14 protein-coding genes are annotated in these 16,010 nt (G+C 37.0%); 12 read left to right on the plus strand and 2 right to left on the minus strand.

All coding sequences use genetic code 11. The annotated features are described in order from the left end of the window. Positions 1-131 precede the first annotated feature (131 nt). Together gltX and BWI92_RS21085 are read right to left on the minus strand one after the other, a co-directional pair. On the minus strand, positions 132-1,628 hold the full coding sequence (gltX, locus tag BWI92_RS21080) for a glutamate--tRNA ligase (protein ID WP_176464494.1): 1,497 nt from the start codon (positions 1,626-1,628) through the stop codon (positions 132-134). A 287-nt stretch (positions 1,629-1,915) separates the two neighbouring features. Next, positions 1,916-2,287 (minus strand): RidA family protein, encoded by a 372-nt coding sequence (locus BWI92_RS21085; RefSeq protein WP_095166513.1) that lies wholly within the window; start codon positions 2,285-2,287, stop codon positions 1,916-1,918. Positions 2,288-2,588: 301 nt separating this feature from the next. Between BWI92_RS21085 and BWI92_RS21090 the strand changes: the two genes are divergently transcribed. From BWI92_RS21090 to BWI92_RS21145, 12 genes are all read left to right on the plus strand, one after another. Continuing rightward, positions 2,589-2,978, plus strand: a complete 390-nt coding sequence (locus BWI92_RS21090; protein WP_095166516.1) for a VOC family protein — start codon at positions 2,589-2,591, stop codon at positions 2,976-2,978. Continuing rightward, positions 2,968-3,852 carry a DMT family transporter gene (locus BWI92_RS21095; RefSeq protein WP_095166518.1) on the plus strand — a complete coding sequence of 295 codons (885 nt, stop codon included), beginning with the start codon at positions 2,968-2,970 and terminating at the stop codon, positions 3,850-3,852. Before BWI92_RS21090 ends, BWI92_RS21095 begins: the two co-directional genes overlap by 11 nt. Before the next feature lie 12 nt (positions 3,853-3,864). After that, entirely contained in the window at positions 3,865-4,686 is an 822-nt protein-coding gene (locus BWI92_RS21100) for a DUF3298 and DUF4163 domain-containing protein (RefSeq protein ID WP_095166520.1), read from the plus strand. Between the two features lie 312 nt (positions 4,687-4,998). Next, positions 4,999-5,331, plus strand: coding sequence for a tRNA-binding protein (locus BWI92_RS21105; protein WP_176464495.1), 333 nt, complete (start codon positions 4,999-5,001; stop codon positions 5,329-5,331). Positions 5,332-5,458: 127 nt separating this feature from the next. Next, entirely contained in the window at positions 5,459-5,788 is a 330-nt protein-coding gene (locus BWI92_RS21110) for a hypothetical protein (RefSeq protein ID WP_141234862.1), read from the plus strand. A gap of 3 nt (positions 5,789-5,791) precedes the next feature. Beyond that, positions 5,792-6,226, plus strand: coding sequence for an HYC_CC_PP family protein (locus BWI92_RS21115; protein ID WP_141234863.1), 435 nt, complete (start codon positions 5,792-5,794; stop codon positions 6,224-6,226). A gap of 87 nt (positions 6,227-6,313) precedes the next feature. Then, positions 6,314-8,569, plus strand: coding sequence for a TonB-dependent receptor domain-containing protein (locus tag BWI92_RS21120; RefSeq protein ID WP_095166528.1), 2,256 nt, complete (start codon positions 6,314-6,316; stop codon positions 8,567-8,569). Positions 8,570-8,613: 44 nt separating this feature from the next. After that, a complete protein-coding gene (locus BWI92_RS21125) occupies positions 8,614-8,853 on the plus strand; it encodes a heavy metal-binding domain-containing protein (protein WP_095166530.1) in 240 nt (79 codons plus the stop codon). An 83-nt stretch (positions 8,854-8,936) separates the two neighbouring features. After that, positions 8,937-9,278: a heavy-metal-associated domain-containing protein gene (locus tag BWI92_RS21130; protein ID WP_095166532.1), complete on the plus strand. Its 342-nt coding sequence runs from the start codon at positions 8,937-8,939 to the stop codon at positions 9,276-9,278. Positions 9,279-9,367: 89 nt separating this feature from the next. After that, positions 9,368-9,805 (plus strand): hypothetical protein, encoded by a 438-nt coding sequence (locus BWI92_RS21135; RefSeq protein WP_095166534.1) that lies wholly within the window; start codon positions 9,368-9,370, stop codon positions 9,803-9,805. 335 nt (positions 9,806-10,140) lie between these two features. Continuing rightward, positions 10,141-11,370 (plus strand): dicarboxylate/amino acid:cation symporter, encoded by a 1,230-nt coding sequence (locus BWI92_RS21140; protein WP_095166536.1) that lies wholly within the window; start codon positions 10,141-10,143, stop codon positions 11,368-11,370. Between the two features lie 334 nt (positions 11,371-11,704). Further along, positions 11,705-15,805: a DEAD/DEAH box helicase gene (locus BWI92_RS21145; RefSeq protein ID WP_095166539.1), complete on the plus strand. Its 4,101-nt coding sequence runs from the start codon at positions 11,705-11,707 to the stop codon at positions 15,803-15,805. The last annotated feature ends 205 nt before the right edge of the window (positions 15,806-16,010 follow it).

Here is a 16,010-nt window from a genome sequence, read left to right on the forward strand (position 1 = left end):
ACTTAATCATTTATTTACTAATTTAACTTTCAGAGAAAAAGTAGTAAAGACTTCAGGTGAAAAAACATTACTTACCTCCAAATTCAAAAACTCTAAGCTTCGTATCAATTCAAGCTTTATTGAGTAGCAAATTACAAGGTAGTTAATGCGGTATCAAGACGTTGAATGACGGCATCTTTACCGATAATCTCCATCAAAAGCATTAGGTCAGGGCCTGCACCTGCGCCTGTTACAGCTACACGAAGCGCCTGCATCACTTTACCCATTTTGATACCTAGTTTTTCTAATTCTGCCGATAAAGTATGCTTGATTTCGTCGGCTACATAGTTATCTAATGTAGGTAATGCTTCTTTGAATGCTGTGATAGCTTTTTTAGCATCGTCATTCCATTTTGAAGCAATCACCGCTTGGTCATAGCTTGTAGGAGCTACAAATAAGGCATTAGCTTCCGAAACAATTTGCTGAGGGAATGTTACACGCTCTTTGAACAAGTGAACGATTTTTACGGCTTTATAGCTTTCAAATTCTGTCAAGTATTGAGCAGCTAACGCCTCGTCAGTTTGTTGACGCAAATATTGTTCGTTGTACCATTTGGCTTTATTGATGTCAAATTTGGCACCCGATTTATTGATACGCTCCAAAGAGAAAGCTTGAGTCAACTCATCCAGACTGAAAATTTCTTGTTCAGTACCAGGGTTCCAGCCTAAGAAAGCCAAGAAGTTGATTAACGCTTCTTTCAAATAACCTTCTTCTCTAAAACCAATTGATTTTACGCCTTCTGGATTCGTCCATTCTAATGGGAATACAGGGAAACCGCCGATTTCTGCATCACGTTTTGACAATTTGCCATTGCCTTCTGGTTTAAGCAATAAAGGAAGGTGAGCAAATTGAGGCATCGTGTTTTCCCAACCAAAAGCACGATATAACATCACGTGCAATGGGGCAGAAGGTAACCATTCTTCTCCACGAATTACGTGAGTGATATTCATCAAATGGTCATCAACAACGTTTGCCAAGTGGTAAGTTGGTAAACCGTCAGACTTCATCAAAACTTTATCGTCGATGGTCGAAGAGTGAACGTGTACCCAATCACGAATCAAATCCTTGAAGCGGATTTCTTCTTTCGCAGGTACTTTCAAACGAATAACGTACGGTTCGCCAGCTTCGATTTTTGCTTTTACCTCTTCGTCCGATAAAGTCAAAGAGTTTTTCAAGCGAGTGCGAGTTACGGCATTGTATTGGAAAGCAGAACCTTGGCTTTCGAAAGTAGCACGCATCGCGTCTAATTCTTCAGACGTATCAAAAGCATAGTACGCTTTGCCAGCATCCAACAAGATTTGGGCATGTTCTTGATAAATAGCCGAACGCTCAGATTGGCGATAAGGCTCATGTGGACCGCCTACACCAACACCTTCGTCAATAGTGATTCCCAACCATTGAAGCGACTCAATGATGTATTGCTCAGCGCCAGGAACAAAGCGGTTTTGGTCTGTATCTTCAATACGGAGCAACATTTTGCCCCCTAATTTTTTAGCTAATAAATAATTATACAGTGCTGTTCTTACTCCACCAATATGCAAAGGCCCCGTAGGGCTTGGAGCAAATCGAACTCTTACTTCTTGACTCATTATCTCTTGGTTTTTTTCAGACTGCAAAGATAATTGAGATTTATGTGAATATTGTATGGAAAAGGAAAAATAGCAGAGAAAGGGAGAAATGAGCATAAACCTAGAAGCGAAGAAAACAAAAAATCCATCCATGTGCATGTAGTTTAGGAAACGTGGGTGCTACTATATCCGTAGCTGTCACAATTCTTCGATTACTACTACTTTACATGGATGGATTGGGCTTTGAGCTATATCATATTTTTAAAACTGAATACTTTTCAAGCCGAAAGCCGATACCCGAATGCCAATTATGCTACAGCAATACAAGAAATCTCAACATTCACGTCTTTCGGCAAACGAGCTACTTCAACTGTTTCACGCGCAGGAGGATTAACTGTAAAATAGCTACCATATACTTCGTTAATCAAAGCAAAATTGTTCATGTCTTTGACAAAAATTGAGCATTTCACTACGTTTTCAAAAGTCATACCTGCTGCTTCAAGAATTGCCTTGAGGTTTTCCATCACTTGCTTGGCCTCTTCTTGGATGCTTGCACCTGCCTCTACCAATGCCAAGGCGATTTGACCAGATACATATAACGTACCGTTTGATAGAACTGCTTGCGAATAAGGACCGATTGCCGCTGGCGCTTTTTCTGTGAAAATTATTTGCTTACTCATGGATAGTTTAATACGTTTGTTAACGGAAAAAATGATTTTGCTCGCAAGATACAAAGTTTGATTCTTTATCAGGAAGGAAATTCTGATTATGTTCAATTGCCTTTCTTTTGTCATTGGTTTCTATGTGTTTTAGGGAATAGGCAACAGGCACAAGGCAAAGAGTAATAACCACAGCCATGCTTTTTCCAAAGCCCACTGCCGAAAGCTGACACCTGAAAGCCTAAAACACAAAAGTTAAATCTTATTCTGCACGATTACTTAACTTAAAATCATTGGTCTTTTATCTAAACTATCTCCCATTATGTTACCAATCAATCATATTCATCATATTGCCATTATTTGTAGCAATTACGAGGTTTCGAAAAAATTTTATACCGAAATCATGGGCTTCGAAATCTTACAAGAGGTTTACCGTGAACACAGAGATTCGTATAAACTGGATTTGAAAGTGAACGGACTATATCAAATAGAACTTTTCTCTTTTCCTAATCCTCCAGCACGTCCGTCACGCCCCGAAGCAGCAGGTTTGCGTCATATTGCTTTCGAAACTGACGATGTGAAACTTGTTCATCAATTAATTACCCAAAAAGGGGTCGAATGCGAGCCTGTTCGTATCGACGAAACTACTGGCAAAGAGTTTTTCTTTTTTGCTGACCCTGATGGATTACCCATAGAGTTTTATGAAAAATAAAGGTGTTCAATATATGCTAATGTCCTCTTTATGTTTTGCCATAATGAGCGCCATAGCAAAAGTATTGGGCAAAGTATTTCCTTCGGTCGAACTAGTGTTTTTCCGAAATATTGTAGGATTAATTTTTATTATTTCCTCCATCATCAAACGACCTTTACAACAAGTAGGAGGGCGGTTTGGTCTTCTGACTTTACGGGGTATTATGGGGACGATTTCTCTGTACACCTTGTTTTATTGCATTACCCATATTGGTCTGGCGCAAACAAGTACCTATGGACAAGCATTTCCCATCTTTCTTGCTATTTTTTCCTATTTCCTAACCAAGGACGAGCGCCTCAACCGAAAGCAGTGGGCGGCCGTTGGATTAGGGTTTGTCGGAATTTTATTGATATTCAAACCAGATGTTCGAATTCCCATCCAGCATCATTTGGCAGGATTAAATTATGCGATTTTTACAGCATTATCTTTCCTATCAATACGCGAACTCAAACGATATTATGATACTCGCTCGGTGGTCATGTCATTTATGCTTACAGGTGTTGTGGCGAGTATGATATCAATGATTCTGGGCGAATGGATTACTGACCATCGTTGGGATTTTATGATAGGAAAATTTGTAATGCCACAAGGTATGCAATGGTTCTGGGTGTTGCTTATGGGACTTTTGGCGATGTGTGTACAAATTTTTAATACCTTGGCTTTAGGTGCTGAAAAAGCAGGAATTGTAGGAGTTGTAAGTTATAGTAGCATCGTTTTCGCTATGATTCTAGGTACAATTTTGGGTGACAAATTACCAGATACGATTACCATTCTGGGCATAATTTGTATTATTGCCTCTGGTATTTATATTTCCATCAAAAAGGATTCAAAATAAAAAAATATACCCATGAAAAAAGTCTTAATAGGATTTATCGCCGTGATGGCTAGTTTGGCAAGTTGTAAAAAGTCTGGCAATGCATTCGAAACTGCAACGAGCGATACATTAACGTATGAAGTAAAAAAGTTTGAAAAGAAAAGCGATAACTGTGTAAAGGAAGACTCATTATGTGCAACAGTGCGTTTTGAGTATCCTTTTTTTAAGAATGAAGCATTAGACCAACAAGTTCAAACTGATTTAGTTGCTATTTTTCAGGATAGTTCTGATTCCACGGTTGTTCCTGCTAAAAAAGTAGAGGACTTAGCAGAGCCTTTCATTAAAGAATATGCACAAACGCTTGCCGAAGGAAAAAATTACGCTGAGGCAGCCAATGAGAAAAACCCTGGAGGTTTTTTTGTAATGCCTTGGATAGAGGAAGCAAGTTTGAAAGTCGATCGTCAGACGGATACGTATTTGATGCTCAAGGCGAATACCAACTGGTTCAAAGGTGGAGCGCACCCTATCAGTATGGAATATTATTTTGTGTATAATCGAGAAACATTGAAAAGGGTAAAACTAGAAGACTTGTTTGAAAAAGGATTTGATCAAAAATTACTGGCAATAGCAGAGAAGCAGTTTCGAATCAATGAAAAACTTAAGACTAACGAGCCACTAGATGACCTCCACGGATACTTTTTCGAAAATGCTAAGTTTATTTTAAATGATAATTTTACATTAACCCCAAAAGGACTTAAGTTTTTGTACAATGTGTACGAAATTAAGGCATACGCTTTTGGTGTAACAGAGTTGGAGATTCCCTACGAAGACTTGAAAGAAATTTTAAAGAAATAGACAAAAAAAGAGGCAAAATCTATTGAAATTGCCTCTTCTAAATTTAAGATTTAAGTGAACTTTTGTGTAAGATTTAACTATTAATTTGCAAAGGGTAAGGCAAACGTGTACATCTGTAACCCATAATCTTATTTATTTAATTGTGACTAGTGTAGAATATTTGTGATAAGCTAAAGGTCAGCTATTTCTGCTCACTTTTAGTGTAGTATTGTGTAACAAATGTAAGCTATAAGAAGTGGAAGGTCTTGACCGTTTACTCAATCATCGACCGTTCACGCATTTTTTTTAACAAGAATCAAGACGATTATTTTTATGATTACATGGCAAGATTTTGAAAAGGTAGACATCCGTGTGGGAACCATCGTTGAGGTGCAGGATTTTCCTAAGGCTAAGAAGCCTGCCTACCAGCTAAAAGTAGATTTGGGAGAAGAACTTGGTATTAAAAAGTCCTCTGCTCAAATTACAAAGCTTTATAGCAAAGAGGAGCTTATCGGAAGACAGGTCGTTTGTGTGGTGAATTTTCCTCCTCGACAAATTGCCAATTTTATCTCAGAAGTACTCGTTACAGGATTTGAGCAAAGTGAAGGAGAGGTTGTACTTACAACAGTAGAAAGAAAAGTGCCTAATGGCTCAAGATTGTTCTAGATAACTTTTTATTATTTAAAGGGTTAACAAATATTAACGTTTGAAACTTTTTTTCGAATCGAGAAGTTTAGTAAATTGCAGCATAATTTATAGTCACGTTCTTTTTAGCCTTGATAACCTTCTCAAAATGAAAATATCTATTCAAAATAAATATTTGCTTCTAACATTATTACTAGGCGTGTGGATTAGTAGTAGTGGATTTGGTTTGGTTGAGCCTACTACCGTTCTTGAAAACCGTAGACATCACACAGAGATGAAGGCAGATTCTAGTCGAAACCTAGAAAAACTGAAGTTGAGAGATGAGAAGGCTAAAGATAGCAAAGATAGAAGTTCGAATCAAGACGCTGAAACAGAGGGAACTGACAAAAAAGTTACTGATTCTCTCATACAATGGTTAGCCAATAGTTTACGCATTGTATTCATTGGTTTTATCAACGCATTATTTCATTTAAAATAATTCATGAAACTTTTCTTCTCACGCATATTCTGCCTGTTTTTGGCTTTGCAAGTGCTTCTTTCGAGTGCTGGCTTTGCTATGAATGAGCATTATTGCAAAATCAAAGGAGAGAAGGTTTGGTCATTGAGTAAAGTTCTTGGTTGTTGTTCTGTTAAAGAAAAAAAGCAATTTCAAACAAAAACACCTGCTTACAAGAAATCTAAATGCTGTAATGACAAGGTATTCCATGCCAAAGTAACAACTGAATCAAATCAGAATACCTATACTGATTCGGTTGACCATGCTTCATTAGTTTGGGAATGTCAAATGCCTGCTATGTGGGTTTTCCGCAATGAGGTTTTGCCTGTCGAGACAGCTTCTACTTTATATTACCACTCACCAGCGCCACCACTCACTGGGCGCGATATTCTTGTTAAAAATCAGTCTTTCTTAATCTGAGAAAAGCCTTGGACTTTGTGTCTTAGGATTTTAGGTTGTGTTTGTATATACAGCCTCTATATTATTTTCTCCATTAATTAAGATATTATGAAAACTGTTGATAATGGACTAGTTACTAGATTTTTACTAGTAGTCCTTTTGTTATTTATTCCTCTATTTTCTTCTCAAATTATAGCTCAAACCCTCATAAAAGGAGCGGTATTTGAGCAAAAAAATAATGCTACTTTAGAGCCATTAGTAGGTGCCTCTGTTCGTTGGGCAAATGCAAAAAATGGTGTCTTGACTGATACTGAAGGGAATTTTTCCATTGCTAAACAACCTGAAAATCATGAGCTGATTGTCAGCTTTGTAGGGTATAAAACAGATACCCTAATGGTACATTCTATGGGTTTTGTGAAGGTTATTTTGGAGACAGCTGGTCAGTTGGGCGAAATTACGGTTACTTCATCTCCAACCAACATTGATCGCTTAAACCCTATTCAAACAGAATTTATCAATACCAAAACTTTAGCGAAAGCTGCCTGTTGTAATTTGTCGGAGAGCTTCGAAACAAATGCTTCTGTTTCTGTAAGTTATGCCGATGCGATTACGGGTTCTAAGCAGATTCAGATGTTGGGTTTGTCGGGTAATTATGTACAAACCAACGTCGAAAACATCCCTAATGTACGTGGGTTGGCAACTACTTTTGGTTTGAACTATGTCCCAGGCACGTGGATTTCTTCGATTGATGTTTCGAAAGGGGCAAGTTCGGTTGTAAATGGCTATGAATCAATGACTGGAGGTTTGAATGTAGAGCTCCAAAAACCTGATGATTCTGATAAATTGTATGTAAATACGTATGTCAATTCTTTTGGTCGTGGCGAGTTGAATATCAATACCGCTCGTAAATTGAATGATAAATGGTCGGTAGGTTTGTTGACTCATGGTTCGGGACAAAGTATTTCGATAGACCAAAACAATGATACGTTTAGAGATATGCCGTTATTCGGTTTGGCTACGGCGCTCAATCGCTGGAAATATCAGTCTGATCGTATGATGGCACAATTTGGCATAAAAGGCTTGTATGAAAACAGAACAGGAGGACAAAATGCTGCTGATTTTGTGAATAAGCCTTATTACGAGTTTGCCAATAGAACCAAAAGGGTAGAGGCATTTGCGAAAATTGCTGCACTTTTTCCCGAAAAACCTTATAAGGGATTAGGCTTTATTATGAATACTTCTGTACATGATGCTAATGCGTATTTTGGATTAACATCTCGTAGTTATACAGGATTGCAGAAGACTTTTTACAGTAATTTGATTTATCAAAATATCATCGACAATACTAATCATACTTATAAAATAGGGGCTAGTTTTATTGCAGACTCATATCGAGAAAGTTATTTAGATTCTGCTTTTCACCGCAATGAAATAGTACCGGGTGTGTTTGGTGAATACACTTACGTAATTCCTGAAAAATTTACCTTGGTATTGGGTGGACGTATGGATTTTCATAATCTTTATGGCAATCGTTTTACCCCAAGAATTCATGCAAAATATGATTTGTCGAGCAATACACATTTACGTGCAAGCGTAGGTAAAGGTTGGAGAATGCCCAATGCTATAGCCGAAAACTTTGCTATGCTCGTTAACTCAAGACAATTATTGGTACTAGACCAGATTCGCCCTGAAGAATCATGGAATTATGGTGCAAGTTTAAGTCATGACTTTAAAGTGGGTACCCGTAATGCCAATTTAACCTTAGATTATTATCGTACCGACTTCAATAACCAATTGATTGTAGATATGGAATCGGCATATTATATCAAGTTTTATAATCAAAAAGGTAAAAGCTTTTCCAACAGTTTTCAGGCTGAGTTGAATTATTCGCCCATCAAACGAATGGATGTAAAATTAGCATACCGCTTATTTGATGTAAAAAATGATATCGTGACAAATTCAGGAGAATTGGCCTTGTTGCCTAAGATGTTTGTGAACAGAGATAGAATTCTCGTTAATGTAGGCTATGCTACCAAATTTGATAAATGGAAGTTTGACCTCACATGGCAGTGGAATGGCAAACGTCGTATTCCTGATACAAGTCATGAACATGTTCATTCCATAGATTCAGAACCAGTTTACGCCCCAGCTTTTTCCAATATCAACGCCCAAGTTACCAGAGGATTTTACCGTTGGGAGCTGTATGTCGGTGGAGAAAACCTGACAGGATTTAGACAAAATAATCCAATTATGAGTGCTAGTAGCCCATTTAGTAAACATTTTGATGCTTCCATGGTGTGGGGACCTATCACAGGCAGAATGGTGTACGTAGGAATGCGTTGGAAAATTCCTTCAAAAGTCTAGTATAACAGTTAAATTATTTATAAACTCCATTAAAAATCAAACTCATGAAGAAATTATTGGTATTAGCGATGCTTGCAACAGGATTGGCATCATGTGGACAAAAAGAAGCCGCTAAAGAAGAGACAAAAACTGAAGCTGTAGCAGCTGATTCGACAATGCACGCAGAAGCACACAGCGACAGCACAAAAGCCTATAAATGTCCTATGAAATGCGAAGGAGAAAAAACATACGCGCAGGCTGGAAAATGTCCTTCTTGTGGTATGGATTTAGCTGAGGTTAAATAAGTCAAAATGATGGGTTGAGAATGTAGTATCGTTCTTAACTCATCCATTTTAATTGTTATTTTTAATTCTAAATATACATCAACATGAAAAAGCTAGCAATCATGTGGGTTTTGATACTCACTACATTTTTATCATTTGCAGATAATCCATCGACTGTAAAAATCAAGACCTCGGCTATCTGTGAAATGTGCAAGGAACGTATCGAAAAACGTTTGGCATTTACGAAGGGTGTAAAAGATGTGAATCTAAATTTGGATGATAAAGTAGTCTCTGTGACTTATAATCCTAAAAAAACTAATGTTGAGGCACTCAAAAAAGTGATTACAGAGACAGGTTACGACGCCGACGATGTACAAAAAAATGAGGAAGCACATAGCAAACTTCCAAGTTGTTGTCAAAAGACGAGTAAAGGAATGAAACACTAGAAGGTTTTGACCACCTTTCTTTAAACTTTTGAGTAGAAAGAGAGTTATTTATTAAAAGCAAAGAATACACAAGCTTGCTTTTAGGCTGTATGAATATCTTTCTAAAAACGCCAGTTGGCAAAAGTATCCAAGAAGTGTGGGATGGTTTTGATGAAAAGCTTTTTAAGGCTTTGGCTCCTCCTTTTCCTCCTTTTCGTTTGTTACGATTTGATGGATGTTTGACTGGCGATAAAGTTGGCATTGAACTGAATTTTATCTTTTTCAAACAAATTTGGGAATCGGATATTGTTGAGCATCAAAAAACGGATGAGGAATACTTTTTTGTGGATAAAGGAAGTAGGTTGCCTTTTTTTTTAAGTACTTGGCAACATAAACATCGAATTGTTAGAGAAAATGGTATGACTTACATAATTGATGACATAAAATATAAAACACCAAATATAATTTTGGACTTTTTGATTTATCCAGCTTTATATCTTCAATTTTTGTATAGAAAGCCAATTTACCGAAGATACTTCAAGGCATAGATTTGTTACTCAAAATCCTAAAACAGAATCCACTCTATTTGCAAAGGGTGGATTTTTTGCTTTATTTCGTTAATTCAAAATCCACTAAGAGTATGTTTGAAAATTTTATTTGGCATTTTTGAAAGAACTCAATTTCCTTTCGACACTCCTTACTTTTCTTGTCTTGACACAAGAAAAGTAACAAAAGAAAGTCAAGAAATCCTAAACTCGCCTTCGGCTCAAACAGTAGGATTTCATATAAACAAATATAAACTTTTTCATTTTTAATGATTAATAAAATTTAAACATTCTCTAATGGGAAGAAAACTTCGTATTACAGACTAAACATTTATCAAATGAAATTAAACATTACGACAAAAATTCTATTGGGTTTTGTGATTGGTGTAGCCATCGGACAATTTCTGAATGTGAGTATGAGTCCAGAGGCGGCGGCGTCCATTTCATCAAAATTTCAAATCCTCAGTAAGGTATTCCTCAAGCTCATCAAGATGATTGTTGGGCCGTTGGTATTTTGTACATTGGTAGTAGGGATTGCCAAATTAGGGGATTTTAAAGTGGTAGGTCGTATTGGTATCAAGACCCTATTATATTTTTACTTTGCTACAATTCTATCTTTGATTGTTGGGATGGTGGTTGTGAATGTAACCCGTCCTGGTGAAGTTCAACAATGGCCTCGCCCACAAGCTGGTACAGATACAGGTATTACAGGAAACAAAATGAAGTCGATAGAAGACTTTATCTTACATATCTTTCCAGATAGTTTGTTTAAAGCACTTGCCGAAAATGAAATTCTTCAAATTGTTGTATTCTCTATCTTTTTTGGTATTGCCCTAGGCTCTATTGGTGATAAAGGAAAAATTATTATCAAAGCGATTGATTCGTTAGCTGAGGCAGTATTCAAAGTAGTAAGTTATGTTATGGAGCTTGCTCCGTTTGGGGTATTGGGCGCTATGACTGCTGTGGTTGCAAGCAAGGGGTTAGGAATTTTGGTGAGTTATGCTTACCTATTGCTTTGTTTCTTTGGTGGGCTACTTTTCTTCATATTTGTAATACTATGGGCAATCTGTTTGGTGATGAAAATTCCATATTGGAAATTATTGGCCGAAGTAAAAGATGCGCTCTTTTTATCATTTAGTACTGCCAGTTCTGAAGCATCATTCCCACAAACCATTGCGGCTTTAGAACGTTTTGGTTGTTCACAACGTATCATCGGGTTTGTATTGCCATTAGGTTATAGCTTCAATCTCGATGGTTCAATGATGTACATGACCTTTGCTACGGGCTTTATTGCTCAGGCGTATGGTGTACCATTGTCACTGGAACAACAAATTACGATGCTTTTAACGTTGATGATTACCTCAAAAGGTATCGCAGGCGTACCACGTGCCTCATTAGTCGTAATCGCAGGAACGCTAGCCATGTTTGATTTACCTACAGAAGGAATTGCCCTAATTTTGGGTGTAGACCCATTCTTAGATATGGGACGTTCGGCAACTTCGGTAGCAGGTAACGCAGTGGCAACTTGTGTAGTATCTAAATTGGAAGGTGAATTGCAGAATGTGTAATTAGGACTGTACAAAGTAATTCAAACTATTGCAGATTTGGGATTTCTGATTTCGGAAATGAAGTAAAATACCTTTGTTTTTACAAAATATAAGGTAAAAAATAGGTTATATTTCCGAAATAGACGGTTTTGTAGTTCTTTATACACAATATTTGTTAAAAAGGGATTGGGCATGCTCAATCCCTTTTTCGTTTAATATTTATCAATATTTTCAATAAATGCTAACCGTTTAGAAAGCAAAACAGATTGAAAGATTGAATATCTATTGCTAGAATTATTCAATAATCATCTAAATTTAAACTTTAATAATATCAAAAATCAATAGAGTAACCAAGATGAGCAGTAATAGAGTAGAGAAATTAAAATTGAAATATCAGAATTTAGAGCAGGCAGAACAAAAAATCCTGATGTTTTTTTCTTACTTCAATAGTCCTTTATCTGTTGGGGTCGTATATAAATTGCTTGAATTGTATCAAATAAAAGATGAAAGAAGATATAATTTATCACAAAAAAAAGTTAAAGGAAGTATTGATAACCTGAAAAAATTGGGATTTTTAACTAACTATTTTGGCGGAGAAATAGTTCTTTCAGACGAGATTTCTACCTTTATTTTTGAAGAGCTCATCAAAAACCCCTTTCTGAAAAGTATCCAAGAGTTAACAAAGGCCAATAAAAAGTTTATGGCGGATAATAGACTTTATCTCACCCAACTAGAGGACTTTAGAGTTGCCATTTATACAGGTGATTTTAGTGAGTTTGACAGTAAGAGCTCTAAAGAAGTTTATTCCGACTACCACCGAATGAACTTATTTACCAAAGCAATTAAGTCAGGATTGGATATTACCAATTTACTCGGGGGCTATGTTGCTGGTCAAAAAATCGAATATATCGAATTCGCTCTTTTGTATTACCTAAATGTAGGAAAAGATTTAAGCCAGTTTATTAAATGTTTGAATGACCTTAATATTGATAGTCCCTCAATAGATTTGTCGAAAGGTTTTTATCATTTTATGAGAGCTGAATGGCAAGAGCTCGAAGTAATTATTGAAGAAAATAAGGAATACTCCGATGCTGTAGCACTCCATGCTTTTTATGAAGTAGTAAAAGGACAATATGACCTTGCGATTGAACTATATGATAGGTCAACTAAATTATGGAGAAAAGAAAACAATAAAAAGAAAGGATATTCTACCACCTTTTCAATGCTAGGGTATGCGCTGGCACTGGCAAAAGTCGATAAATCTAAGTTTATTACTTTTTACGAAGATTATTATACCTTTCACCAGAAAAGTGACCTTCATACCATTGTATTTGAATTAATTGTGTACTTCTACAATTATTATATTCAGTCCTCTAAGGTAAAACGTCCCAACACACTCGCACCAACTATTTTTAGCTATTTTGGTTTAAGTATTATTAATGCTCTCTTTAAAAATGCTAGCTTGCCCTTTAGTTTGACTACAGCATTGCCATATGCTGAATCCAATAATTATGTCCTTTTAGAGACCGAAATACTCAATGCCATAGCAAAAAGAGAGCAAGAAAAACATACTCAAACTAATGAAAATCGATTAGCTGCCCTACAAGCACAAACTGGTGTAGCGATTTTGGGGAATCTTTTAGAAGAGCAGGCGGACTGGCAAAGGGCATTGTTGATGCTGCAAAAAGCAGCCGACTCAATGAATAAGGGAGTCAATACTAAAGAAAAATCAAATGTGCGTTTGGCATGGGGAGTAGATTTACAAATGGATGAAGTTTGGCCAATCGAACAAAAACTACAAAAAAATGGCACTTGGTCGTCAGGAAGAAGAGTGGCGCTCAAAAGATTGTACAATGATGAGTTAGATTATTTGACTGAACAAGATAGGTTGGTTGTTCAAAAGAGCCTTCAACTCCAAACTAGCTATAATGACTGGGGATATAACTCTAACCAATACCTAATTAATTCCTCAGAAGCCTACAAATTACTTTGTGAACACCCTCATTTGTATCTACAAAAAGGTACTGAGATGATTCCTTTTACGCTATCCAAAGGCGAGGTAATACTACAAGTAAAGAGTACTAAATCAAAGCTATTGGTAAAATTTGACGAAAAAATAGAGAGTTCTGGAGTAAAACTCATTAAGCAAACGCCTAATCATTATAAACTTGTCGAAATCACACCTGCGCATGTGGCCATTAAGAATGCTTTTGGAAATAATACTTTGGAAGTACCTTTAGAAGCTAAAAATGAGCTACTGAAGTCTTTGGAGTTGATTTCTAAAAAAGTGATCATTCAAAGTGATTTAGAAGAGCAGTTTGAGTCATTACCTCTTTTGGAGGCAGATGATAGAATTTATGCCTTGATTAATCCTAAAAATGAAGGTTTTTTGATTGAGTTTTTTATTAAACCTTTTAGTAAAAAAGCGATGTTTTTGCCTGTAGGCAAAGGTTCCGAAACCCTCGTTTCAACGGTGGATGATGTTAGAGTACAACTCAAACGAAATCTCAAGAAGGAACGTAAAAATTATGAGGCCATATTAGAGCAATGCCCAACCTTGGGAATGTTTGAAAGTGGGAATAACCAATGGACAGTTGATTCGCCCAATGATTGTTTGACTATCTTGCAAGAAATGGCTGTACCTTTCAAACAAGGTAAATTAGTCATAGAATGGCCGAAAGGTCAGAAAATAAATTATTTAGGCGAAATCAATACCCAAAATTTATCGCTTAAAGTCAAAAGCCAAACCGATTGGTTTGAGGTATCTGGCGAGGCAAAATTAGATGATAAGTTGGTGTTGTCGCTTCGTGATATTTTGGAAAAACTCGATACGAATGCCAATTTTATAGAATTATCAGAAGGACAATTTATTGCTATCACCGAAAAGCTTCGTAAACAATTACAGTTGATGAACCGTGTATTGGACAATAAAATGCGAGGTAATATGCTATTGTCGGAAACGGTCGAAGATATATCGAATGACTTAGATAGTTTCAAAGCCGATAAAGCTTGGCTTGAAAATTTGAAGCGTATCAAGAACATTCGTGATACAACATACGAAGTGCCCAAAACTTTTGACGCTCAATTAAGGCCTTATCAATTAGAGGGTTATCAGTGGTTGGCTCGCTTGTCTGAATGGGGAGTAGGTGCGTGTTTGGCCGATGATATGGGTTTGGGTAAAACGGTACAATCTTTGGCATTGTTACTCAAGCGTGCCGAACTTGGCCCAGCACTTGTAATAGCGCCCGTGAGTGTATGTAGAAATTGGGAGTCTGAAGCCCTAAAGTTTGCACCAACGCTCAATGTACTGACCTTCGCAACGGCAAGTAACAGAGCAGAAATGTTAGAAAGTGCGGGCGCTTTCGACATTGTAATTGCAAGCTATGGTTTGCTACAGAGTGAGGAAAAGCTTTTTACAAAAAAGAAATTTGCTACTATTTTGCTCGACGAAGCTCAGGCTATTAAAAACAAAGCTACCAAGCGCTCGAAGGTTGTCATGGCATTGGATGGCGATTTTAAGATTGCAACAACAGGTACTCCTGTCGAAAACCACCTAGGCGAACTCTGGAATTTGTTTAGATTCCTAAATCCAAGCCTGTTGGGAAGTCATGATACTTTCCAAGAGAAATTCTCAAATCCAATTGAAAGATACCAAGATAAAGATGCCCAAAAGGCTTTACAGAAATTCGTAAAACCTTTCATTCTTAGACGACGTAAAAACCAGGTATTGGACGATCTTCCAGCCAAAACAGAAATCGTACTGAATATAGAAATGTCTGTTGAGGAACGCTCGTTTTATGAGTCTTTAAGACAGTCAGCCCTTGAAAGATTAACCAGCGAAGAAGAAGGTCAGGACAAACGATTTAAGATTCTTGCCGAATTAACAAAGCTCAGATTGGCGTGTTGTAATCCAAAATTAGTCAATGAAGAAGTTCCAATAGGTAGTTCGAAGCTTGAAGCTTTTGTTGAAATACTTGAAGAGCTTCGTGAAAATAATCACAGAGCATTAGTCTTTAGTCAGTTTGTAAAACACCTAGAAATTATCAAACAATATCTTACTGAAAATGGTATTGCCTATCAATACTTAGATGGTAGTACGCCTGCTAACAAACGACAAGAGAGCATAGATGCTTTCCAGAAAGGAACTGGTGATGTATTTTTGATTAGTTTAAAAGCTGGTGGAGTAGGGCTAAATTTGACTGCGGCTGATTATGTGATTCACCTTGACCCGTGGTGGAATCCTGCCGTAGAAGACCAAGCGACCGACCGTGCGCACCGTATTGGTCAGCAACGCCCAGTAACCGTATATAGGTTGGTTACAGCAGATACCGTTGAATCCAAAATATTGAAACTTCACGAAACGAAAAGAGATTTGGCTGACAGCCTGCTAGAAGGTACAGAAGGAAGTGGAAAGCTATCTGCAGATGAATTATTGGCCTTGATTAGAGAAATATAGTTTTCAATGAATGAGTGTTGATTGAGTTAGTGATTATTTTAAAGTCTATATTTTAGCTGTAGAGACGCAATGATTGCGTCTAAAGCCGAGTCTTATCTAGTATCAAAAAAGCGGTCGGAAACTGTTTTCCGACCGCTTTTTTGATAAAAAATTGGAGAAGAACTCTTATTTTAAAATTCTGAATGACTTATGCTTTACAAAAAGT

The organism is Flectobacillus sp. BAB-3569, assembly GCF_002270355.1.
In the GTDB taxonomy this organism is placed as follows: domain Bacteria; phylum Bacteroidota; class Bacteroidia; order Cytophagales; family Spirosomataceae; genus Flectobacillus; species Flectobacillus roseus.

Coding starts and splice junctions, on each gene's coding strand:
- gltX (WP_176464494.1), bottom strand. CDS start 1,628: ATGAGTCAAGAAGTAAGAGTTCGATTTGCTCCAAGCCCTACGGGGCCT.
- BWI92_RS21085 (WP_095166513.1), bottom strand. CDS start 2,287: ATGAGTAAGCAAATAATTTTCACAGAAAAAGCGCCAGCGGCAATCGGT.
- BWI92_RS21090 (WP_095166516.1), top strand. CDS start 2,589: ATGTTACCAATCAATCATATTCATCATATTGCCATTATTTGTAGCAAT.
- BWI92_RS21095 (WP_095166518.1), top strand. CDS start 2,968: ATGAAAAATAAAGGTGTTCAATATATGCTAATGTCCTCTTTATGTTTT.
- BWI92_RS21100 (WP_095166520.1), top strand. CDS start 3,865: ATGAAAAAAGTCTTAATAGGATTTATCGCCGTGATGGCTAGTTTGGCA.
- BWI92_RS21105 (WP_176464495.1), top strand. CDS start 4,999: ATGATTACATGGCAAGATTTTGAAAAGGTAGACATCCGTGTGGGAACC.
- BWI92_RS21110 (WP_141234862.1), top strand. CDS start 5,459: ATGAAAATATCTATTCAAAATAAATATTTGCTTCTAACATTATTACTA.
- BWI92_RS21115 (WP_141234863.1), top strand. CDS start 5,792: ATGAAACTTTTCTTCTCACGCATATTCTGCCTGTTTTTGGCTTTGCAA.
- BWI92_RS21120 (WP_095166528.1), top strand. CDS start 6,314: ATGAAAACTGTTGATAATGGACTAGTTACTAGATTTTTACTAGTAGTC.
- BWI92_RS21125 (WP_095166530.1), top strand. CDS start 8,614: ATGAAGAAATTATTGGTATTAGCGATGCTTGCAACAGGATTGGCATCA.
- BWI92_RS21130 (WP_095166532.1), top strand. CDS start 8,937: ATGAAAAAGCTAGCAATCATGTGGGTTTTGATACTCACTACATTTTTA.
- BWI92_RS21135 (WP_095166534.1), top strand. CDS start 9,368: ATGAATATCTTTCTAAAAACGCCAGTTGGCAAAAGTATCCAAGAAGTG.
- BWI92_RS21140 (WP_095166536.1), top strand. CDS start 10,141: ATGAAATTAAACATTACGACAAAAATTCTATTGGGTTTTGTGATTGGT.
- BWI92_RS21145 (WP_095166539.1), top strand. CDS start 11,705: ATGAGCAGTAATAGAGTAGAGAAATTAAAATTGAAATATCAGAATTTA.